Annotated in this window: 20 protein-coding genes; 10 read left to right on the top strand and 10 right to left on the bottom strand. The window is 61.3% G+C overall.

Going from position 1 to position 22,520, the window contains the following annotated elements:
- Window positions 1-121: 121 nt before the first annotated feature.
- The 4 genes from C6382_RS15890 to C6382_RS15905 form a co-directional block, all read right to left on the bottom strand.
- Window positions 122-1,078 carry a FecR domain-containing protein gene (locus tag C6382_RS15890; protein WP_107025355.1) on the bottom strand — a complete coding sequence of 319 codons (957 nt, stop codon included), beginning with the start codon at window positions 1,076-1,078 and terminating at the stop codon, window positions 122-124.
- The gene (locus C6382_RS15895; protein WP_107025356.1) at window positions 1,075-1,593 is read right to left on the bottom strand and encodes an RNA polymerase sigma factor; all 519 of its coding nucleotides are present in this window, start codon (window positions 1,591-1,593) and stop codon (window positions 1,075-1,077) included. The genes C6382_RS15890 and C6382_RS15895 overlap by 4 nt, the downstream gene beginning before the upstream one ends.
- A gap of 95 nt (window positions 1,594-1,688) precedes the next feature.
- A complete protein-coding gene (locus C6382_RS15900) occupies window positions 1,689-2,393 on the bottom strand; it encodes a PolC-type DNA polymerase III (RefSeq protein ID WP_107025357.1) in 705 nt (234 codons plus the stop codon).
- On the bottom strand, window positions 2,390-4,327 hold the full coding sequence (locus C6382_RS15905; RefSeq protein ID WP_107025396.1) for a DUF294 nucleotidyltransferase-like domain-containing protein: 1,938 nt from the start codon (window positions 4,325-4,327) through the stop codon (window positions 2,390-2,392). The genes C6382_RS15900 and C6382_RS15905 overlap by 4 nt, the downstream gene beginning before the upstream one ends.
- Before the next feature lie 236 nt (window positions 4,328-4,563).
- Here C6382_RS15905 and C6382_RS15910 point away from each other — a divergent pair, with 236 nt between their 5' ends.
- On the top strand, window positions 4,564-5,007 hold the full coding sequence (locus C6382_RS15910) for a response regulator (protein ID WP_107025358.1): 444 nt from the start codon (window positions 4,564-4,566) through the stop codon (window positions 5,005-5,007).
- A 77-nt stretch (window positions 5,008-5,084) separates the two neighbouring features.
- On the opposite strand, the gene C6382_RS15915 is transcribed toward C6382_RS15910, so the two are convergent.
- Window positions 5,085-7,262, bottom strand: a complete 2,178-nt coding sequence (locus C6382_RS15915; protein WP_107025359.1) for a malate synthase G — start codon at window positions 7,260-7,262, stop codon at window positions 5,085-5,087.
- Window positions 7,263-7,695: 433 nt separating this feature from the next.
- On the opposite strand from C6382_RS15915, the gene C6382_RS15920 reads away from it, so the two are divergent.
- A complete protein-coding gene (locus tag C6382_RS15920; RefSeq protein WP_107025360.1) occupies window positions 7,696-8,214 on the top strand; it encodes a glycine cleavage system protein R in 519 nt (172 codons plus the stop codon).
- Window positions 8,215-8,425: 211 nt separating this feature from the next.
- Here the strand turns inward: C6382_RS15920 and rarD are convergent, their stop codons facing one another.
- From rarD to C6382_RS15945, 5 genes are all read right to left on the bottom strand, one after another.
- A complete protein-coding gene (rarD, locus tag C6382_RS15925; protein WP_107025361.1) occupies window positions 8,426-9,313 on the bottom strand; it encodes an EamA family transporter RarD in 888 nt (295 codons plus the stop codon).
- A 63-nt stretch (window positions 9,314-9,376) separates the two neighbouring features.
- Window positions 9,377-10,351, bottom strand: a complete 975-nt coding sequence (locus tag C6382_RS15930) for a serine/threonine protein kinase (RefSeq protein ID WP_107025362.1) — start codon at window positions 10,349-10,351, stop codon at window positions 9,377-9,379.
- Window positions 10,352-10,485: 134 nt separating this feature from the next.
- Window positions 10,486-12,387: a PhoX family phosphatase gene (locus C6382_RS15935; RefSeq protein ID WP_107025363.1), complete on the bottom strand. Its 1,902-nt coding sequence runs from the start codon at window positions 12,385-12,387 to the stop codon at window positions 10,486-10,488.
- A 63-nt stretch (window positions 12,388-12,450) separates the two neighbouring features.
- Window positions 12,451-13,215: a TOBE domain-containing protein gene (locus C6382_RS15940; RefSeq protein WP_107025364.1), complete on the bottom strand. Its 765-nt coding sequence runs from the start codon at window positions 13,213-13,215 to the stop codon at window positions 12,451-12,453.
- A 60-nt stretch (window positions 13,216-13,275) separates the two neighbouring features.
- Window positions 13,276-14,013, bottom strand: coding sequence for a ComF family protein (locus C6382_RS15945; RefSeq protein WP_107025365.1), 738 nt, complete (start codon window positions 14,011-14,013; stop codon window positions 13,276-13,278).
- A gap of 89 nt (window positions 14,014-14,102) precedes the next feature.
- On the opposite strand from C6382_RS15945, the gene bioB reads away from it, so the two are divergent.
- From bioB to C6382_RS15985, 8 genes are all read left to right on the top strand, one after another.
- Window positions 14,103-15,161 (top strand): biotin synthase BioB, encoded by a 1,059-nt coding sequence (gene bioB / locus C6382_RS15950; protein ID WP_107025366.1) that lies wholly within the window; start codon window positions 14,103-14,105, stop codon window positions 15,159-15,161.
- 7 nt (window positions 15,162-15,168) lie between these two features.
- Window positions 15,169-16,341: an 8-amino-7-oxononanoate synthase gene (gene bioF, locus C6382_RS15955; protein WP_107025367.1), complete on the top strand. Its 1,173-nt coding sequence runs from the start codon at window positions 15,169-15,171 to the stop codon at window positions 16,339-16,341.
- Complete coding sequence (locus C6382_RS15960; protein ID WP_107025368.1) at window positions 16,334-17,065, top strand: alpha/beta fold hydrolase; 732 nt, start codon at window positions 16,334-16,336, stop codon at window positions 17,063-17,065. The genes bioF and C6382_RS15960 overlap by 8 nt, the downstream gene beginning before the upstream one ends.
- Window positions 17,058-17,882, top strand: coding sequence for a malonyl-ACP O-methyltransferase BioC (bioC, locus tag C6382_RS15965; RefSeq protein ID WP_107025369.1), 825 nt, complete (start codon window positions 17,058-17,060; stop codon window positions 17,880-17,882). Before C6382_RS15960 ends, bioC begins: the two co-directional genes overlap by 8 nt.
- 1 nt (window position 17,883) lies before the next feature.
- Window positions 17,884-18,564 (top strand): dethiobiotin synthase, encoded by a 681-nt coding sequence (gene bioD, locus C6382_RS15970; protein ID WP_107025370.1) that lies wholly within the window; start codon window positions 17,884-17,886, stop codon window positions 18,562-18,564.
- Between the two features lie 108 nt (window positions 18,565-18,672).
- Window positions 18,673-18,969 (top strand): hypothetical protein, encoded by a 297-nt coding sequence (locus C6382_RS15975; RefSeq protein WP_038605964.1) that lies wholly within the window; start codon window positions 18,673-18,675, stop codon window positions 18,967-18,969.
- A 264-nt stretch (window positions 18,970-19,233) separates the two neighbouring features.
- Window positions 19,234-21,039: a phenylacyl-CoA dehydrogenase gene (locus C6382_RS15980; RefSeq protein ID WP_107025371.1), complete on the top strand. Its 1,806-nt coding sequence runs from the start codon at window positions 19,234-19,236 to the stop codon at window positions 21,037-21,039.
- A gap of 162 nt (window positions 21,040-21,201) precedes the next feature.
- Entirely contained in the window at window positions 21,202-22,485 is a 1,284-nt protein-coding gene (locus tag C6382_RS15985; protein ID WP_107025372.1) for a diguanylate cyclase, read from the top strand.
- Window positions 22,486-22,520: the final 35 nt, after the last annotated feature.

The following is a 22,520-nucleotide window of genomic DNA, read 5'->3' on the forward strand; positions in this document are numbered from 1 at the left end:
TCTGTTCAAACGTAAAAACAAAACCGCCGCCACAGCCCCATAAAGTACCCGACGGGTATCGTGGCTGCTATCCAAGCATCAGGTCAAGATAGTTGCTCCCACATGCCCCGCGATCGGGCTGTTAAGGTCGTGCCACCACCGTCACCCACCACGGGGTGTGCTGCTCGATCTGCACCGGCAAGGTCGGTAGCAATGAGGTCAGGGCCAGGTCGGTGTCGTTCAGCGGGAAGCTGCCGGTAATACGCAAATTGGCCACCTCAGGTGCAACCCCGAGGTAGCCGCTGCGGTAACGGCCAAGTTCGTCGATCAGCTCGCTCAGGCGCACGTTGTCGACCACCAGCATGCCGCGGGTCCAGGCGTCCGCCCCGAGGCTCAGGCCGGCAATCTGCCCGAGCCGATCATGACTCATCAGCACCTGCTGGCCTTCATGCAGAATCTGTTCGTCGCCACTGTCCTGCGGTTTGGCCGCCACGGCCGACTGCAACACGCTCAGGCGGGTACCTTGTTCTTCCACTTTGACCAGGAAGCGTGTGCCCAGTGCACGCATGCGTCCGTCTTCGGTAGCGACGATAAAGGGACGATCATCCTTGTGTCCGGTCTCGATGGAGACTTCACCCTCATGCAGGACAATCAGGCGTTCCTGCTCATCGAAACGGATGTCCACCGCCGAATGGGTATTGAGGCTGATCAGGGTGCCGTCGGTCAGGCGCAGACTGCGTTGCTCGCCGGTGGCCGTGCGTTGATCGGCCAGCCAGTAGCCCACTGACTGATAGGCGCTGGCCCAGCTCAGCAAGCCGACCACCAGCGCCAGGCTGGCGACGCCACTGCCGATCTTGCGGACACGCTGACGCAGGCTGGCGCGCGACTGCAGCAAAGCCTGGCGCGCAGGCCCGGCTGCCGCGCTGAAACGCTGGTCGAGCATGCCCAGTTGCATCCAGGCGCGGGCGTGCTCTTCATTGGCGGCATGCCAGCGGGCGAATTCGGCGCGCTCGTCGGCACTGCCGCGGCCTGAATCCAGGCACAGTTGCCAGGCGATGGCAGCGTCAAGAACGCGTGTGCTGACCGGTTTGCTGTTCATGTCGGCTCGCCGTACAGGGCGATATAGCATTGGCGCATGCCTTGGGCCAGGTACTGGCGCACGCGTGACACGGAAACCCCCAGGCGTTCGGCAATCTGCGCATGGTTGAGGCCGTCCAGACGGTTGTAGAGGAACGCCGCGCGGGCTTTGCTCGACAACTTGCCCAGCAGGCGATCAATGGCCTTGAGGTCTTCGAGAATCAGGTGTTGTTCTTCCGGGGATGGTTGTTCGGCTTCGGGGATCAGTATCAGCTCGGCCAGGTAGGCCTGCTCCAGTGCCGCGCGGCGAAAGTGGTCGAACAATAAGCCCCTGGCGATGGCCAGGATAAAGGCTCGGGGTTCACGCGGTGGCGGCAACTGGTCACGACCGAGCAGGCGCACGAAAGTGTCCTGGCTGAGGTCTTCGGCACGCTCGGCGCAGGCGATATTACGCCGTAGCCAGCCGAGTAGCCAGCTGCGATGGTCGCGGTAGAGCGTACCAACCAGCTCACTGTGTGGGCTTTGTACGGACGACAAGGCGTTCCCCGAAAAAGATTTGTTAACTAACGAGAATTATTCGCGATTGTTACAGAATCATCTTGTGGAACGCAATTGACGCTTATCGGATGGCGCTACAAGCCGTGGCTTTGTTGCTTTCGCCGCCGCCACCGCTGCAGGTGCTGGTCCAGCTGCGCCGGGCTGTCCAGGTGCTGGCGCCGGGCCTGGCTGAAGAGGATCAGGGCCAGTTCGGCGGTGACCATGGCATCGGCACTGGCGTTGTGCCGCTCGATCGCTTCCAGGCCGAAACAGGCGGTCCAGTCATCCAGCCCGGCCTCGCGCAGGGTGATCTGCGGGTTCAGCAGCGGTGCCAGTTCAGCCACGTCGAAGAACGGGTGCTGCAGGCGATAGCCCAGGTTGTCTTTCAGCGCGCGGCTGAGCATGCGCTGGTCGAAAGGCGCGTGGAAGGCCAACACCGGGCTGTCACCTATGAAACTCATCAGCTCAAGCAGCGCCTCGGCCGGATCGCAGCCAGCGGCGATGGCGCTGGGCCCCAGGCCATGGATCAGTACGCTGGAGGTCAGCTTGTGATCGCGCTGGTACAAGGTGCGCTCGAATTGCTGACTGAAGTCGATCGCGCCGTCTTCGATGACTACCGCGCCAATCGACAGGACCTGGTCGCGCTGGGTATTCAGGCCACTGGTTTCCAGATCCAGTACCACCCAGCGCTGACTGCGCAGCGAGTCTTCGCTGAGCGGGGCCGCAGGTGCCAGCTGCGCTACCCGCTGACGTAAGCGCTCGTTGATCTGTCGGGGCCGTAGCCAGGTGAACAGGCTCACAGCTGATACCTCAGGGCCAGGCTGCTCTGCAGGCGTTGGGCCTGGCGCAGGGATTCACGCAGGATACGTCTGTCGAGATGGTTGAGGCTGTCCGGATCGACGCGGTTGGAGTACGGCAGATGCTGCCGACTTTGTAACTGGTGTTGCTGCATGCGGGTTTGCTGGATGAAGTGGTAGGCCTCTTCATAGGCGGCGCCATCAAGCGGGTCGATGACTTCCCGGGTCACCAGTTCGCGCAGGCGTTCCAGGGTGTTGTTGGCGCTGATGCCGTTGGCCAGAGCCAGCAAACGGGCGCCGTCGACGAATGGTGTCAGGCCCTGGACCTTGAGGTCCAGGGTGGCGGCCTTGTCATTGCCCTGACGGGTCAATACGAATTCACGCAAGCGCCCGACCGGTGGCCGCTGGCGCAAGGCATTGGCGGCCATCATGCGTTGGAACAGGCGGTTATCGGCGACTTGCTCAAGAATGCTTTGGCGCAGCTGTTCGCACGCATTGTCGTCGCCCCAGACCACCCGCAGGTCGAAATAGATGCTTGAGGCCAGCAGGTTTTCCGGTGTGGCTTCACGAATAAAGGCGGCGAAGCGCCGCGCCCATTCGGCACGGGACAGGCACAGCTCGGGGTTACCGGCCATGATGTTGCCCTTGCACAGGGTAAAGCCGCATTGCGCCAGACCCTGGTTGATGTGTTGCGCCAGCGGCAACAGGCGGCCACGGATCTCGGCGGCGTGGGCGGCATCGCGAGCCTCGAACAGAATGCCGTTGTCCTGGTCGGTGTGCAGGGTCTGTTCGCGCCGGCCTTCACTGCCAAAGCACAGCCAGCTGAAGGGTACGCCCGGATCGCCTTTGTCCTCGATCGCCAGTTCGATTACCCGGCAGACGGTATGGTCGTTGAGCAGGGTGATGATCTGCGTAATCTGCGTTGAAGACGCGCCGTGGGCCAGCATGCGTTCGACCAGTTGGCTGATCTCGCCACGCAGCGACACCAGATTTTCGATCCGGGTGGCATGGCGAATGGTCCGCGCCAGGTGGACCAGGTCGACGCGTTGCAGGGAAAACAGGTCGCGCTCGGAGACCACGCCGCACAGGCGCTTGTCCTCGACCAGGCAGACGTGGGCGATGTGCCGTTCGGTCATGGCAATGGCTGCGTCGAAAGCGCTGGCCTGGGGGCTCAGGTAGAACGGATCGTGGGTCATATGGCCGGCGATCGGCTGGGCAAAGTCAACGCTGGCGTCGGCTACCACCTGGCGCAGGTCGCGCAGGGTGAAGATACCAACCGCAAAGCGCTGCTCATCGACGATCACGATGCTGCCGACCTGCTGCTCGTGCATCAGGGTCACGGCCTCGCGCAGCGGTGTGTGCCGTTCGCAGACCACCGGGTGACGCATGGCCAGCTCACCCAGGCGGGTATTGAGCGAGTACTGCGTGCCGAGGGTTTCCACCGCTTGACGCTGGACCTGTTGATTGACCTGGTCGAGCAGGCTGCTGACGCCGCGCAGGGCAAAATCGCGAAACACGTCGGAAAGGGCGAACAGGCGAATGAATGCCGCTTTGTTCAGTTGCAGACAGAAGGTGTCTTCACCTGCCAGGTGTTCAGTGCGGGTAGCGCGTTCGCCGAGCAGGGCGGCAATGGGAAAGCATTCGCCAGTGGTGATCTCGAAGGTGGTTTCGGTGCCGGGGCGGGAGACGTGCTGGCGTTCGCCGACCACCCGGCCCTGCTTGACGATGTAGAAGTGTTCGACCGGTCCGTCGCTGGGCTTGATGATGCTGTCATTGGCTGCATAGAAACGCAGTTGGCACTGCTCGACGAGAAACGCCAGGTGGGCGTTCTCCATCTGGTTGAAGGGTGGGAAACGCTGCAAGAATTGCAGGGTCCCCTGAATGTTCTGCAGTACTGCAGTTTTGCCAGCTTGGGAGAAGGCGTCCATTTTGCTCATGAGCATTACCGCGTCTTTGTGTCGACCTTGTATACATCGACCTTGTTGTTTTCGACCCTCATGGTCGGCTGCAGGGTGCCCAGTGCCCATTGGACGTAAGTCTAAAAGGCGCGACGGGCAGGGTGAGAAACGCGACGGGTGTCAAATTGTCGACGAGAGGCGGGTTGCAAGGCGAGCAAAAGCAGTCTGAACTTGATTCGAGGGATATTTTGCAAGTCATTGATGATGAGACAGTCATGCCCGACCAAGAAGACATACTGAGTGATGCCGAGCGTGAAGCGCTGGCAACGGTTACGGCGCCGCGGGCCGCGCCACAGAAGGTATTGATCGTCGATGACAATCAGGAGGCTCGCGAGGCGTTGGCCAGTTACCTGAAAGCCAAGGGTATCAAGTGCGTAATAGCGGAAAATGCCGAGCAGGCACTGGCTTGCCTGAAGCGCGAGCGGAGTATCGGCCTGTTGATTACTGACTTACGTATGCAGCCGTTTGATGGCCTGGAGCTGATCCGGCAGATTCGCGAATCGGACAAAGCGGCGTTGCCGATCGTCATCGTGTCCGGTGATGCCGACGTGCCAGACGCCATAGCGGCGATGCATTTGAGTGTCGTCGACTTTTTGCTCAAGCCAATCGATCTGGACAAGTTGTTGGAGCTGGTGCGCAAGGAGTTGGGGGTGTTTTGAAGCTTATCGCGGGGCAAGCCCGCTCCCACAGGGTTATCACAAACCTGTGGGAGCGGGCTTGCCCCGCGATGAGCTATTTACAGACCGTTCTTGGCTTTGAACTCACGACGACGGCGATGCAGCACCGGTTCGGTGTAGCCGTTCGGCTGCTTGGTGCCTTCTACCACCAGTTCGACCGCCGCCTGGAAGGCGATGTTGTTGTCGAAGTTCGGTGCCAGCGGGCGGTACAGTGGGTCGTTGGCGTTCTGCTTGTCGACCACCGGTGCCATGCGCTTGAGGCTTTCCAGTACCTGTGCCTCGCTGACGATACCGTGGCGCAGCCAGTTGGCCAGCAACTGCGCGGAAATGCGCAGGGTGGCGCGGTCTTCCATCAGGCCGACGTCATTGATATCCGGCACTTTCGAGCAGCCCACGCCCTGATCGATCCAGCGTACAACGTAGCCGAGGATGCCCTGGGCGTTGTTGTCCAGCTCGTTGCGGATCTCTTCGTCCGACCAGTTGGTGTCAGTCGCCAGCGGGATGGTCAGGATGTCATCCACAGATGCCGGTGCGCGCTTGGCCAGTTCTGCCTGGCGGGCGAATACATCGACCTTGTGGTAGTGCAGCGCATGCAGCGCGGCGGCGGTCGGCGACGGTACCCAGGCGGTGTTGGCACCGGCCAGCGGGTGGGCGATCTTCTGCTCGAGCATGTCCGCCATCAGGTCCGGCATGGCCCACATGCCTTTACCGATCTGGGCGCGGCCTTGCAGACCGGTGGCCAGGCCGATATCGACGTTGGAGTTCTCGTAGGCAGCGATCCACTTCTGGGTTTTCATGGCGCCCTTGCGTACTACAGCGCCAGCTTCCATGGAGGTGTGGATTTCGTCGCCGGTCCGGTCGAGGAAGCCGGTGTTGATGAACACCACACGTTCCTTGGCCGCTTCGATACAGGCCTTGAGGTTGACCGTGGTACGGCGCTCCTCGTCCATGATGCCGACCTTCAGCGTATTACGCTTCATGCCCAGCACGTCTTCGATGCGACCGAACAGCTCGTTGGTGAATGCCGCTTCTTCAGGGCCGTGCATCTTCGGTTTAACGATGTAGACCGAACCGGTACGGCTGTTCTTGCGGCTGGTGTTGCCGTTGAGGTTGTGGATCGCGGCAAGGTTGGTGACCAGGCCGTCGAGAATGCCTTCAGGCACCTCGTTGCCGTCCTTGTCGAGGATGGCGTCGCTGGTCATCAGGTGGCCGACGTTACGTACGAACAGCAGCGAGCGACCGTGCAGGGTGACAGTGCCACCGTTCGGTGCGCTGTACTCGCGGTCCGGGTTCATGGTCCGGGTAAAGGTCTGGCCGCCTTTGCTGACGCTTTCCGACAGATCGCCCTTCATCAGGCCGAGCCAGTTGCGGTAGATCAGCACCTTGTCATCGGCATCGACTGCGGCAACCGAATCTTCGCAGTCCATGATGGTGGTCAGGGCGGCTTCCATCAGCACGTCCTTGACTCCGGCAGCGTCGGTCTGGCCGACCGGGGTGCTGGCATCGACCTGGATTTCGAAATGCAGGCCATTGTGCTTGAGCAGAATGGCGGTCGGTGCCGTGGCGTCGCCCTGGTAGCCGATCAGCTGGGCGTCATTGCGCAGGCCACTGTTGCTGCCACCTTTGAGGGCAACAACCAGCTTGCCGCCTTCGATACGGTAGGCCGTGGAGTCGACATGCGAGCCGGCAGCCAGGGGGACGGACTCGTCGAGGAAGGCGCGGGCGAAAGCAATCACCTTGTCGCCGCGAACCTTGTTGTAGCCTTTGCCTTTTTCCGCGCCACCGGCTTCGCTGATCGCGTCGGTGCCGTACAGGGCATCGTACAGCGAGCCCCAGCGAGCGTTGGAGGCGTTCAGGGCGAAGCGCGCATTCATCACGGGTACAACCAGTTGCGGGCCGGCCATGCGGGCAATTTCGTCGTCGACGTTCTGGGTCGAGGCCTGGAAGTCTGCAGCTTCTGGCAGCAGATAACCGATGTCCTGGAGGAAGGCTTTGTAAGCCACGGCATCGTGAGCCTGGCCTTTGCGCGCCTGATGCCAGGCATCGATCTGTGCCTGCAGTGCGTCACGTTTGGCCAGCAGTGCTTTGTTCTTTGGAGCGAGGTCGTTGATGATCTTTTCTGCCCCCACCCAGAACTGCTCGGCGTTGACGCCAGTTCCGGGAATGGCTTCGTTGTTCACGAAGTCGAACAGGACTTTGGCGACCTGAAGGCCACCGACTTGAACGTGTTCAGTCATTGCTTGCCTCACTCTGCTCAGCTATTGCTCTTCTATTTAAGCCTTACGCGCTTCTCTAAACACGGCACCAGAACATGCCCGATGGGCGGCTGGGTGCGGCCAGCCAGACAGGCTGGCGAGCGGTTGCGTATTTTCGCAGGCGCCTTGGCAGACATCGATTCGACGTTTTGTAGTCCGCGCTGCGGCATACTACATGATGCGCTGCGCTTGTGAAAATCAGACTAAATACGTCGTTCTGCGACCAATTAGTCGCAGAGGGTCACGCTGGGAGTCAGTATGTTCTCAAAAAAGTGGCAGATTGTTCCAGATAAATCTTGAAACAGTACACGATTAGTCTTTGAAGGCTGCTGCGGCAGGTTGCCGCGCCTTGCCTATACTTTCTCCGCGCCCTTTGATTTCAGGGGCCTAACCTTTAAATGCAGAGGGTTACCGCGTGGATCATCTCGTACTGACAGTGATCGCCCCCGACAAAGCCGGCCAGGTCGAACGTATCGCTGAATGCATTGCCGAGCATAACGGTAACTGGTTGGAGAGCCGCATGTCGCGGATGGCCGGGCAGTTTGCCGGGATCCTCAAGGTAGCGGTGCCGGCTGAGTCCTACGAAGAGCTGGTCCGGGCCCTGGAAGCCTTGGGCAAATATGATATTCGCGTGCTGATTGCCAAAAGCGGCATCGAGCCGTCCTGTACCTGGAAGCCGATTGCCATGGAACTGGTCGGTAATGATCGTCCGGGTATCGTGCGTGATATCACCCGTTTGCTGGCCGATCTGGGCGTCAATGTCGAGCGTCTGACCACCGAGGTGAGTCCAGCGCCCATGAGCAGCGAGCCGTTGTTTCATGCCGATGCCTTGTTAGCGATGCCTTTGACCCTTTCTCTGGATGTGCTTCAGGCCAAGCTTGAGGCGCTGGCGGATGACCTGATGGTGGAACTCAAGCTGCGGCCGGAAGAATAGTTATCCCGGTTTGTCGGGGACCGGCCTGTGGATAAGCTGGGGGAAGCCTGCGCCAGCCCAGGCGGGCCGTGGCTTTGCTGTAGTTGAGCAAAAAACCACCAATTATCAGTGGCTTGTGCACAAAGCACGGGGATGAGGGTGTGGATAACCTTGGGAGAGGTTGCTGCAGGCCACGTACTGCGTGGCCTGCAGAGATTTGTATGTTTTTTGATCAGCTGCGCCGGCGCAAGCTCAGCCAGGCATCGACGCTGTAGAGGGCCAGACCGGCCCAGATGAACATGAAGGCAACCAGTGTACTGCTCGACAGGTGTTCGCCAAACAGCAGTACCGCTTGCAGCAACACCAGCGTCGGCGCCAGGTACTGCAGGAAGCCCAGCGTGGTGTAGGGCAGGTGGCGAGCGGCAGCGTTGAAACAAACCAGTGGTACCAGTGTCACCGGGCCGGCGGCGATCAGCCAGAGTGCTTCGCTGCTGGTGTAGAAGCTAGCTTGAGCGCTGTGGGCCATGGGATTGAGCAGCAGCCAGCCGATGGCCAGCGGTACCAGCATCCAGGTTTCCACCACCAATCCCGGTAAGGCTGCGACCGGTGCCTGCTTGCGGATCAGACCATAGAAGCCGAAGCTCAGCGCCAGCACCAGCGAAACCCAGGGCAGGCTGCCGACTTGCCAGACCTGCTGGGCCACCCCGAGTGCCGCCAGGCCTACGGCAACCCACTGCAGGCGCCGCAGGCGCTCACCCAGCAGCAACATGCCCAGCAGCACGTTGATCAGCGGGTTGATGTAGTAGCCCAGGCTGGCTTCAAGCATGCGCCCGCTGTTCACCGACCAGACATAGGTCAGCCAGTTGCCGGCAATCAGAGAGCCACTGAGGGCCAGGATCGCCAGGCGCTTGGGATTCTCGCGCAGTTCGCGCCACCAGCCCGGATGCTTCCAGACCAGCAACAGCAACGAGCCGAACAATGCCGACCAGAGCACGCGGTGGACAATGATTTCCACCGCTGGAACGCTTTGCAGCGCTTTGAAGTACAGCGGGAACAAGCCCCAGATGATGTAGGCACTCAGGCCCAGAATGTACCCGCGGCGCGGGTTGGCAGCGTGCATGCAGATTCCTTGCTTAGGCAGCTATCTAAAAGCACCGCTATTGTAGACAGACTTGGGCGGGCTTCAGAACAATTTCAGCGGTTCTTCATCCAGTGCCGCCATCTGTTCGCGCAGGGCGAGAATCTGATCGCCCCAGTAACGCTCCTGGCCGAACCAGGGGAAGCTGCGCGGAAATGCCGGGTCGTCCCAGCGCCGCGCCAGCCAGGCGCTGTAGTGCAACAGACGCAGGGCGCGCAGAGGCTCGATCAGGGCCAGCTCGCGCGGGTCGAAATCGTGGAACTCGTTGTAGCCATCCATCAGTTCGGCCAGCTGGCCCAGGCGTTCATGACGGTCGCCGGCAAGCATCATCCACAGGTCCTGGACGGCGGGGCCCATGCGGCAGTCATCGAGGTCGACGATGTGAAAGACCTCGTCGCGGCACATCATGTTGCCGGGATGGCAGTCACCGTGCAGGCGGATCGTCTTGTGCGGGGTGCTGGCATAAATGGCCTCGACCCGTTTGAGCAGGTCGCGGGCGACTGACTCAAAGGCTGGCAGCAGGCTTTTGGGCACGAAATTGCCTTCAAGCAAAGTGGCCAGCGAGGCGTGGCCGAAGTTATCCACTGTCAGGGCTTCACGGTGCTCGAACGGGCGGGTGGCGCCGACCGCATGCAGGCGTCCGAGCAACTGGCCCAGGCGATAGAGCTGGTCGAGGTTGCCAGGTTCCGGGGCGCGGCCACCACGGCGGGGGAATAGAGTGAAGCGAAAGCCGCTGTGTTCGAACAGGGTTTTGCCATTGTGGATAAGTGGCGCTACGACCGGGACTTCGCACTCGGCCAGTTCGGCGGTGAAGCTGTGCTCCTCGAGAATCGCCGCGTCGGTCCAACGGTCCGGGCGATAGAACTTGGCGATCAGCGGCTCAGACTCTTCGATACCTACCTGGTAGACGCGGTTCTCGTAGCTGTTGAGTGCCAGAACGCGGGCATCGCTGAGAAAGCCGATGCTCTCCACAGCATCGAGGACCAGGTCGGGGGTGAGGGTTTCGAAGGGGTGCGACATGTCAGCTCCTGCTGTGCGGTTCCCTGCATGGTATCGCACATTCAGTGGTGGGAGCGGGCTTGCCCCGCGATTGCGGTTTGTCAGTCACATCGCATCGCGGGGCAAGCCCGCTCCCACAGGCAGTGCCTCGGCAATCAGGTCCCGACGATGCCACCATCTTCCCGGCTGATCGCCATTACCGACGAACGCGGCTTGCCATTGGGCAAGTGCTCGGGAAAGGTCGAGCCGCCAGTTTCACCTGGATGCTGAATCCCCACGAACAAGGTGCGTTGGTCTGGCGCAAAAGCGATACCGGTTACCTCACAAGCCACCGGCCCGACCATGAAGCGCCGAATCTCGCCGCTGACCGGGTCGGCACAGAGCATCTGGTTATTGCCCATGCCGGCAAAATCACCGCTATTGCTGTAGTCGCCATCGGTGAGGATCCACAACCGGCCATCCGGGTCGAAGCCCAGCCCGTCCGGGCTGTTGAACATGTTCTGCGGGGTAATGTTGCTTGAGCCGCCCTTGGCATCATCAGGGTGTACCGAAGGGTTGCCGGCGACCACGAACAGGTCCCAGTCGAAACTCATGGCGCCGTGGTCATTTTCACTTTCGCGCCAGCGCAGGATCTGCCCGTAGAGATTTTTCTCACGTGGGTTGGGGCCGCCTGCCGGTTGGCCTTCTTCCCCGCGTTTGACGTTGTTGGTCAGGGTGCAATAGACCTGGCCATCCTTGGGGCTGAGCACAATCCACTCCGGGCGGTCCATGCGTGTTGCCTTGAGCTGGCTGGCGGCCAGGCGCGCGTGGATCAGGACCTGGGCCTGGCTGGCAAAACCGTTGGCGGCAATCAGGCCGTTCTTGCCGTGGGTCAGTTCCAGCCACTGGCCTTTGCCTCGCGGATGGTCGGCGTTCTGGTCGCCATCGTCGAAACGCGCGACATACAGGGTGCCGTGGTCAAGCAGGCTGCGGTTGGCGCTGGGGTTCTTGTGGTCGATGCGGTCGCGGCTGATGAATTTGTAGATGAACTCACCGCGCTCATCGTCGCCCATATAGACCACCGCCCGACCATCGCGGGTTTCGCCGAGGGCGGCGTTTTCATGTTTGAAGCGGCCCAGAGCAGTGCGTTTTACCGGGGTCGAATCCGGGTCGAACGGATCGATCTCCACCACCCAGCCATGACGGTTCAGTTCATTGGGGTTCTTTGCCAGGTCGAAACGCGGGTCGTGCGGGTGCCAGCCGATTTCCTTGCTGTCGATCGTGGCCCCGTAGCGTTTCTGCCCCGCATCGAACGCTTGCTCCGGATTGCTGCTGCCGAAGCAGTCGGTGAAGTTCTCTTCACAGGTCAGGTAAGTGCCCCAGGGGGTCTTGCCGTTGGCGCAGTTCTGGAACGTGCCGAGCACCTTGCGACCGCTGTTGTCGGCCGCGGTCTTCATCCAGGCATCGCCCGCCGCCGGGCCGCTGACGCGGATCGGCGAGTTGCCGTGGATGCGCCGGTTGTAGGGCGAACCCTGGACGAACTGCCATTGGCCATTGCTGCGTTTGACCTCGATCACCGATACGCCTTCGGCAGCCTGGGCCTTGTGCACGTCTTCGGCGGAGGCCGGTTGCCCACCGTGAGCGAACAGATAGCGGTAGTTGGTGTATTCGTTGTTGATGGCCATCAACGCCCGATTGTCATCGTTCGGGAAGGGGAACAGGCTCATGCCGTCATTGTTGTCACCGAACTGCAGTTCCTGGGCCCTGGCTGTGCCCTGGCCGGAGGCATCGAAGGCCGGGGCGTCGGCATGCAGTGGCTGGCCCCAGCTGATCAGTACCGAGGCCTTGTAGCCAGGGGGCAGGCTGATGCTGTCGGCGGTGGCACTGGGGATGCTGGTAAAGCCGAGCAGGCTGCTATTGGCTGCGCTGACACTGGCGGCCATGACGCTACGGCTGAGCAGACTGCCACCCAGAAACAGGGCGGCGCCGCACAGGGCACCCGCTCCGATGAAACGACGGCGACTCAGGCTGACCAGCTGTTCGAGGTCGGTGGACTGGTGTTCTTCTAATAGGTTCATGACAGGCTTCCTGCGGGTTTGGCAGTCACCTTAGTCAGCACTTATGACGGTTTTGTGTCGGTTTTACAAAGGCGTTCCGATAAGTACGTAGGACGGTTGAAACTGAACGCGTAGGTTGCTTCCCGCGACCACTGCATGGGCGTTGAGCCAGGCAGGTTCAGCGAAGGTACAGAGGGTTTGCCCGTTGCTCAACGTCAGGCGTACTTCAGTCGGCCGTTGAGGTTCGTCGATTAATGCCTCGACCCTCGCTTGCAGGCAGTTGTAGCCTTGCAGTGGAAGTTCCTGTGGGCTGAGTAGCGTCAACCAGCCAGCCTTGATCAAGGCCACCACCGCGGTCCCTGGGGTCAGTTCCAGGCGTTGGGTGCTGTCGCGAGTAATCAGCGCGTCGATACTCAATTCGTTGGCCAAGGCCAGGCTGATGCGGTCGTAATGCCCTTCGGCCTGGACCGCGCTGACCCGTCCGTGCAGCTGGTTACGGGCACTGGTGCGCAACATCAGGCGACCGAGCAGGTCGAGGTCGCTGGCGTCTTCGGCGGCTTCCAGGATCTGTGCCTGCAGCGCTTGCAGGCGCTGGTACAGGCGCAGCACCCGTTGGCCTTCCTGTGACAGCTTGGCGCCACCGCCGCCGCGGCCACCGACACTGCGTTCCACCAGAGGGCTGGCCGCCAGGTTATTGAGTTCGTCGATGGCATCCCACGCCGCTTTGTAACTCATGCCAGCGCTCTTCGCCGCACGGGTGATCGAGCCTTGTTCGGCGATGTGTTGCAGCAAGGCGATCCGCTGCGGGCGGCGAACAATGTGTTGAGTAAGCAGGGCTGGCAAGGACATGTGCGGGCACGGGCAGGAAGGAAATATCAACTACGAAAGTGCCCGCACCCTGACAGCAAGTCAAGCGCTGCCGGGCTTGGCGGTGCGTGCCAGACAATAGACGTCGACCCGGCGGGCACCGGCCTTGAGCAGCAGGCTGGCCAGGGCTTGGGCGGTGGCGCCGGTGGTCAGCACATCGTCGATAAGGGCCAGGTGCCGACCTTCCAGCCGGTCGACGTTTTCCACGGTAAAGGCCTGGCGTAAATTGCGTTTGCGCTGCCGCGCGTTGAGGCCCTGCTGCGCCGGTGTGTCGACCAGGCGCTTGAGTATCCGATCGTCGCAGGCGATACCGGTGTGCGTGGCCAGCCAGCGGGCGAGCATGGCAGCCTGGTTGTAGCCGCGTTGGCGCAAGCGGCGACGGCTCAGGGGCACCGGCAGGAGCAGTGCCGGACGCGGCAGGCCCTCGCTGAAGCGATGCATCAGCCAGCGGCCGAGCAGCTGTGCCAGCAAGTACCCGAGTGGCCACTGGCTGTGGTACTTGAACCGACTGATCAGCGCATCCAGCGGAAAGCCGTAGTGCCAGGGTGCCTCAACCCGGTAGAAAGCCGGTGCACGGCGGCTGCATTGGCCGCACGTCAAGCCGTGCATCGGCAGGGGCAGGGCGCAGACCTGGCAGCCATCTTCCAGCCAGGGCAGTTCGGCTTCGCAGGCGACGCAAAGCGGGTAGGGCTGTTCGGCGGTTTCATTGCACAGTAGGCAGGTATGGTTATTATTTAACCACTTGTAAACCATGCTTTTGAGTTGTGGTTGACAGTGCATCGAGCTTCCTTAACTATGCGAGCTATCCGTGATGCGCTGGCGGGCAATCCTGTTCCGGCGCCAGTCAAAGCCTAAACAAGGAACCGCCGATGAGCGCCAGCACAACTGCAACAACACGTCACGACTGGACCCTGGCCGAGGTCAAGGCGCTGTTCCAGCAACCGTTCAATGACTTGCTGTTCCAGGCGCAGACCGTGCACCGCGCGCACTTCGACGCCAACCGCGTTCAGGTCTCGACCCTGCTGTCGATCAAGACCGGCGCCTGCCCGGAAGATTGCAAATATTGTCCGCAGTCCGGTCACTACAACACCGGGCTGGAAAAGCAGAAGCTGATGGAAGTGCAGAAGGTCCTCGAAGAGGCCGCTCGCGCCAAGGCCATCGGCTCTACCCGCTTCTGCATGGGCGCGGCCTGGAAGCACCCGTCGGCCAAAGACATGCCTTACGTGCTGCAGATGGTCAAAGGGGTCAAGGCCATGGGCCTGGAAACCTGCATGACCCTGGGCAAGCTCGACCAGGAACAGACCCAGGCGCTGGCCGAAGCCGGGCTGGACTACTACAACCACAACCTCGATACTTCGCCAGAGTTCTACGGCAGTATCATCACCACCCGTACTTACAGCGATCGCTTGCAAACCCTGTCCTATGTACGTGACGCCGGGATGAAGATCTGCTCGGGCGGGATCCTTGGCATGGGCGAGTCGCTGGACGACCGCGCCGGCCTGTTGATCCAGCTGGCCAACCTGCCGGAGCACCCGGAGTCGGTACCGATCAACATGCTGGTAAAAGTCGCCGGTACGCCGCTGGAAAACGCCGAAGAGGTCGACCCGTTCGACTTTATCCGCATGCTCGCCGTGGCGCGGATCCTGATGCCCAAATCCCATGTGCGGCTGTCGGCCGGACGTGAGGCGATGAACGAGCAAATGCAGGCCCTGGCATTCTTTGCTGGCGCCAACTCGATTTTCTACGGCGAGAAACTGCTGACCACCGCCAACCCGCAGGCCGACAAGGACATGCAGCTGTTCGCCCGCCTGGGCATTCAGCCTGAAGCCGGTGAAGAGCACGCCGACGAAGTCCACCAGGCGGCCATCGAGCAGGCCCTGATCGAACAGAAGAGCAGCGAGCTGTTCTACAACGCCGCCTCGGCCTGAGGCGGCCATGGCTTTTGATCTTCGTGCGCGGCTGGAGCAGCGCCGCGCTGCCGACCTGTACCGTCAGCGGCCATTACTGCAGACCCCCCAGGGGCCGCAGGTGGTGGTCGATGGTCAGCCATTGTTGGCCTTTTGCAGCAACGACTACCTGGGCCTGGCCAATCACCCTGAAGTGATCGCTGCCTGGCGTGCCGGTGCCGAGCGCTGGGGGGTTGGCGGTGGCGCTTCGCACCTGGTGATCGGCCACAGCACGCCGCACCATGAGGTCGAAGAGGCGCTGGCCGAACTCACTGGCCGACCGCGCGCATTGCTGTTTTCCACAGGCTACATGGCCAATCTTGGCGCCTTGACGGCGCTGGTGGGGCAGGGCGACACGGTGCTGCAAGACCGCCTCAATCATGCCTCGCTGCTTGATGCCGGGCTGCTCAGCGGTGCGCGCTTCAAACGGTACCTGCACAACGATGCGAACAGCCTGGCCAGCCGCCTGGACAAGGCGCTGGGCAATACCCTGGTGGTCACTGACGGGGTGTTCAGCATGGATGGCGACATTGCCGACCTGCCAGCCTTGGCAGCGACAGCCAAGGCCCGCGATGCCTGGCTGATGGTCGATGATGCCCATGGCTTCGGTACGCTGGGGCGCAACGGCGGCGGGATTGTCGAGCATTTCGGCTTGGGTACCGAGCAGGTGCCGGTGCTGATCGGCACGCTGGGCAAGGCGTGCGGTACTGCCGGTGCTTTTGTCGCCGGCAGCGAGGAGCTGATCGAGTGCCTGATCCAGTTCGCCCGCCCCTACATCTATACCACCAGCCAGCCACCGGCGTTGGCGTGTGCCACCTTGCGCAGCCTGCAACTGCTGCGCAGCGAGCACTGGCGCCGAGAGCATCTGGCGGCGCTGATCCAGCAGTTTCGCAGTGGTGCCGAGCAGATCGGCCTGCAGTTGATGGACAGCTTCACCCCGATTCAACCGATCCTGATCGGCGACAGTGCACGGGCCTTGCGTCTTTCGCAGATGCTGCGCGAACGCGGCTTGCTGGTCACTGCGATCCGTCCGCCGACGGTACCCGCTGGCAGCGCGCGCCTGCGGGTAACCTTGAGTGCGGCGCACAGTGCGGCTCAGGTGCAGCTATTGTTGGATGCATTGTCCGACTGTTATCCGCTGCTGGAGCCTGCCGATGCGTAACCGACTGGTCCTTCTGCCGGGCTGGGGCCTGGGGCGATCGGCATTGCAACCATTGGTGGCGGCGTTGCGCGCCATCGATCACGGCTTGCAGGTCGAGATCCACGACCTGCCTGCTCTGGTGTCGAATGACCCGCAAGACTGGCTCGACCAGCTCGACCGGCAATTGCCACGCAATGCCTGGCTCGGCGGCTGGTCGCTGGGCGGCATGCTCGCCGCCGAACTGGCTGCACGGCGTGGGGATGACTGTTACGGGTTGATTACCCTGGGCAGCAACCTCAGTTTCGTCAGCCGCCCGGACTGGCCTCACGGTATGCCTGCGGACACGTTTCAGACCTTCCTCGAAGGCTGCCGCTATCACACCCAGGTCACGCTCAAACGCTTCATTTCGCTGTGCAGCCAGGGCGCTGAAGAACCGCGCAGCCTGGCCCGCTTGCTTGGTGCGGCGCTGCCCGAGCCTGCTCCCGAGCAACTGGTGGCCGGGCTCGAAGTGCTTGGCCAGCTTGATACCCGGGCAGCGTTGCAGGCCTATGGCGGCCCGCAACTGCACCTGTTTGCCGGCCGTGACGGGCTGGTGCCGGCTGAAGTCGCCGGGGTGTTGCTTGAAGGACTGCCCGACGTGGAAGTCGGGCTGCTGGAAGACAGTGCTCATGGTTTTGTGATGGAAGCACCTCATGAGTTGGCGGCTGCGATAAAGGCCTTTGTACATGAGAGTGGCGATGACTGATCTTTCCCAACCGGGTCTGCCCGGCGCCTTGCCCGACAAACGTCAGGTCGCAGCCTCGTTCTCGCGTGCTGCCGCCAGTTACGACAGCGTTGCAGAACTACAGCGCGCCGTGGGTAACGCATTGCTTGAACAGCTGCCCACCAGCATTGAGCCACAACGCTGGCTGGATCTGGGCAGTGGCACCGGCTATTTCAGCCGCGCCTTGCACAAGCGCTTCCCGCAGGCCGCTGGTGTTGCCGTGGATATCGCCGAGGGCATGCTCCAGCATGCACGCGAGCAAGGTGGGGCGCACTACCATGTGGCTGGCGATGCCGAGCGTTTGCCAATGCAGGACGCCAGCGTCGAACTGATCTTTACCAGCCTGGCGGTGCAATGGTGTGGCGATTTTCGCGCCGTGCTCAGTGAAGCTCGACGGGTCCTGCAACCGGGCGGGGTGCTGGCCTTTGCCAGCCTTTGCGCTGGCACATTGCATGAGCTGCGCGAGAGCTGGCAGGCGGTCGATGGCCTGGCGCATGTCAATCGCTTCCGTCATCTGCAGGACTACCAGCGTTTGTGTGCCGGGAGTAAGTTGCGGGTTCTTGGGCTGGAAACTCGCCCGCATGTGCTGTACTACCCTGATGTGCGCAGCCTGACCCATGAACTCAAGGCCCTCGGCGCACACAATCTCAACCCGGGCCGTCCTGCCGGGCTGACCGGACGGGCGCGGATGCAGGGGCTGTTGCAGGCCTATGAGCAATTTCGGCAAACGCAAGGACTGCCAGCCACCTATCAAGTGGTCTACGGTGTACTGCAAAAGCCGCTGATTGAAGGGAAATGAGATGAGCCCAGCCTATTTCATTGCCGGAACCGACACCGATGTCGGCAAGACCACCGTGGCCGCTGGGCTGTTGCATGCGGCACAGCTGGCGGGCCTGAGCACGCTGGGCGCCAAACCGGTAGCCTCCGGATGCAGCGCCAGCGCCAAAGGGCTGCGCAATGACGATGCCCTGGCGCTGATTGCCCAGAGTTCGATCAAGCTGGCTTACGAGCAGGTCAATCCCTTCGCTTTCGAACCCGCCATTGCCCCGCATCTGGCCGCCCGCGAAGCCGGTATTGTGCTGAGCGTGCAGGCTTTGCTGGAACCCATGCGCGCAGTGCTGGCCCAGGGCGCTGATTTCACTCTGGTCGAAGGCGCCGGTGGCTGGCGGGTGCCGCTGTCTGATCAGGCCAACTTGTCGGATCTGGCCATCGCTTTGAAGCTACCGGTGATTCTGGTGGTCGGCGTGCGCCTGGGCTGTATCAACCATGCCTTGCTCAGCGCCGAAGCCATTGCCCGCGATGGACTGCAACTGGCCGGCTGGGTTGCGAACATTGTCGATCCGCGCACTTCGCGTCTTGAAGAGAACCTCGCGAGCCTTGCCGAACGATTGCCAGCCCCGTGTCTGGGGCGGGTACCCAAGCTCAAGCAGGTAACGGCTGAAGCGGTGGCTGATCACTTGCAACTGGACCTGCTGGACTAGCCTGAATCTATTGCGTGGCAATATGCTATTAGCGATTTCAACGGGCCTTTTGCCAGCAGGTCTGCTTCAATAGGCGCTGTTCGCCTTCAGCTTCATTGGAGTTTCGACATGGAAATCTCAGGCAACTCAGCATTCTACGCCGGGCTCGGTGCGATCCAGGCCGGGCAGAACCGCGTCGATCAGGCCGCCAGCCAGATCGCCAACACCACCGTCGAACGCGCAGCCACCAGCCAGTCCAGTGACTATCAGGCCGAGCGTCTGCGTGCGGTCGATCGCAGCCAGCAGATGGACCTGGCCACCAGCAGTGTGGAAATGGCCCTGGGCAAGCATCAGGTCGAACTGGGTGTCAAAGTGGCCAAAGCATCGGACGAAATGCTCGGCACGCTGATCGACACCTACGCCTGACCCTCGCGCCGCGCTCGCTGCGCGTCTTCAACTATTCTTTGAGTATCAGCACCTTGGCCTTGTTGGCAGGTGCTCGGCTGCGCGTGCGTGGGTTTTTTTACCCGCGAAACCATGCAGTTTTGCATGACCGAACTGCCCTCTGGTTGATGCTTGACAAGTTTTCGGCGTAAACGTATGTTTCAAACAACTGTTTGACCGGATGCCAACAACAACGGATCGGTCGTGGTTTCTCTCTCCAGGATTCATCAGCAGAGGTTCATCGCTATGCCTGAATACAAAGCCCCCTTGCGTGATATTCGCTTCGTTCGTGACGAGCTGCTGGGTTACGAAGCGCATTATCAGAGCCTGCCGGCTTGCCAGGACGCCACTCCAGACATGGTGAATGCCATCCTCGAGGAAGGCGCCAAGTTTTGTGAACAGGTGCTGGCCCCGCTGAACCGTGTCGGTGACCTGGAAGGTTGCACCTGGAGCGAGTCGGGCGTTAAAACCCCAACCGGTTTCAAGGAAGCCTACAACCAGTTTGTCGAAGGCGGCTGGCCGAGCCTGGCCCATGACGTCGAGCACGGCGGTCAGGGTCTGCCTGAGTCGCTGGGCCTGGCGATCAGCGAAATGGTCGGTGAGTCGAACTGGTCGTGGGGTATGTATCCTGGCCTGTCGCATGGTGCGATGAACACCATCTCCGAGCACGGTACCCCTGAGCAGCAAGAGACCTACCTGACCAAGCTGGTGTCCGGCGAGTGGACCGGCACCATGTGCCTGACCGAGCCACACTGCGGTACCGACCTGGGCATGCTGCGCACCAAGGCCGAACCTCAGGCTGATGGCTCCTACAAAGTGACCGGCACCAAGATCTTCATCTCGGCCGGCGAACACGACATGGCCGGCAACATCGTCCACATCGTTCTGGCGCGTCTGCCGGATGCACCGGCTGGTACCAAAGGTATCTCGCTGTTCATCGTGCCGAAGTTCCTGCCGACCGCCGAAGGCACTGTCGGTGAGCGCAACGCTGTGTCCTGTGGTTCCATCGAACACAAGATGGGCATCCACGGCAACGCCACCTGCGTGATGAACTTCGACGCTGCTACCGGCTACCTGATCGGCCCGGCCAACAAAGGCCTGAACTGCATGTTCACCTTTATGAACACCGCTCGACTGGGTACCGCGCTGCAAGGCCTGGCCCATGCTGAAGTGGCGTTCCAGGGCGGCCTGAAATACGCTCGCGACCGCCTGCAAATGCGCTCGCTGACTGGCCCGAAAGCGCCGGACAAAGCCGCTGACCCGATCATCGTTCACCCTGATGTACGTCGCATGCTGCTGACCATGAAAGCCTTCGCCGAAGGTAATCGTGCGATGGTTTACTTCACTGCCAAGCAGGTTGACATCGTCAAGTACAGCCAGGACGAAGAAGAGAAGAAGAAAGCCGACGCACTGCTGGCGTTCATGACCCCGATCGCCAAGGCGTTCATGACCGAAGTCGGCTTCGAAGCAGCCAACCACGGTGTGCAGATCTATGGCGGCCACGGCTTCATCGCCGAGTGGGGCATGGAGCAGAACGTTCGCGACAGCCGTATCTCGATGCTGTACGAAGGCACCACTGGCATCCAGGCGCTGGACCTGCTCGGCCGTAAAGTGCTGATGACCCAGGGCGAAGCGCTCAAGGGCTTCACCAAGATCGTGCACAAGTTCTGCCAAGGTAACGAAGGCAACGAAGCGATCAGCGAGTTCGTCGCGCCGCTGGCCCAGCTGAACAAAGAGTGGGGCGAGCTGACCATGAAGGTCGGTATGGCGGCGATGAAAGACCGCGAAGAAGTCGGTGCCGCCTCGGTGGACTACCTGATGTACTCCGGTTACGCCTGCCTGGCTTACTTCTGGGCTGACATGGCGCGTCTGGCTGCCGAAAAGCTGGCTGCCGGCACTAGCGAAGAAGCCTTCTACACCGCCAAGCTGCAGACCGCGCGCTTCTACTTCCAGCGCATCCTGCCGCGTACCCGCACCCACGTTGCCACCATGCTGTCGGGCGCTAACAACCTGATGGACATGAACGAAGAGCACTTCGGTCTCTCGTACTGAGTTATCTGCAGTAACGGAAGAGCCTGCCCTTACCGGCAGGCTTTTTTGTCTGTGGTGTCCCGCTCCCACCGTTCCCGACCAAACGCATTCATTTATTCATGTGCGCTGCCGATACCTTAAAGGCACAATGCCATTATTGATCTGCCGGGTCGGAGATTACCCTTGTTTCGTTTATCCGCTGTACGTCCGAGCCACTTTCTGCCGTCAGTCTGTTTGCTGGTATCAGGGCTCGCCGCCGCTTATGTGAGAGACCTCAACGTCTTCTTCACGTCACTGTTCAATGTCTTGCCTACCTTGGTCCTGTTGCTGGGCGGCGCCTACTGCGCCGTGTATCGCCGACAGCGCGAACTGTTTCTGATGGTCACGGTGTACATCGCCTATTTTCTGCTCGATACCCAGACCGATTTCTACCGTGACAATGGCCGGGTTCGCGAGGATGCGGCGGTGGTATTCCATCTTGTCTGTCTGCTGTTGCCGCTGATGTTCGCCTTGTACGCCGCCTGGCAGGAGCGCACGCATCTGTTCCAGGACATGGTCGCGCGATTTGCCGTATTGCTGGCGGTCGGTAGTGTCGCCCTGGGGCTGGAGCAAAGCTTCCCGCAAGCAGTGCTGAGCTGGTTGGCAGAAATTCGCTGGCCGTCGCTGCACGGGCAGTGGATGAGCCTTATCCAGCTGGCGTATCCGGTGTTCATCATCGCTTTCGTGCTGCTCGTGGTGCAGTACCTGCGTGAGCCCAGGCCTTTGCATGCCGCGCAGGTGATCGGTCTGATCGGGATTTTCTGGATGCTGCCCAAGACCTTCATCCTGCCCTTCACTCTGAACATCATGTGCAGTCAGGTGATGCTGATGATCGCTGCGGCGGTTTCCCACGAGGCCTATCAGATGGCTTTTCGTGACGAACTCACCGGCTTGCCCGGACGCCGGGCCCTCAACGAGCGCATGCAGCGCCTGGGGCGCAACTATGTGCTGGCGATGACCGATGTCGATCACTTCAAGAAATTCAACGACACCCATGGCCACGATGTCGGTGACCAGGTGCTGCGCCTGGTGGCTAGCAAGCTGTCCAAGGTAACCGGTGGCGGCCGGGCCTATCGCTACGGTGGTGAGGAGTTCGCACTGGTGTTCGCCGGTAAGAGCATCGAGGAGTGCATGCCGCACCTGGAAGCGGTGCGCGAGGTGATCGCCAACTACAACATCCAGTTGCGCAACCAGGACAACCGCCCCCAGGACGATCAACAGGGGCGCCAGCGCCGCGGAGCGTCTGCAGCGTCCAGTGTTTCCGTGACCATCAGTATCGGCGCCAGCGAACGCTTGATCGATCACCGCTCTCCCGACGAAGTGCTCAAGTCGGCGGACCAGGCGCTCTACAGCGCCAAGGGCGCGGGGCGTAACTGCGTCATGGCCTACGGTCATCAGGTTAAACGGGGCGCAGTGCGTACGGCGTGACTGTAAATGACTGATTGGTCATAAGATGGCCCTAT

Source organism: Pseudomonas sp. BBP2017, from assembly GCF_003024385.1.
In the GTDB taxonomy this organism is placed as follows: domain Bacteria; phylum Pseudomonadota; class Gammaproteobacteria; order Pseudomonadales; family Pseudomonadaceae; genus Aquipseudomonas.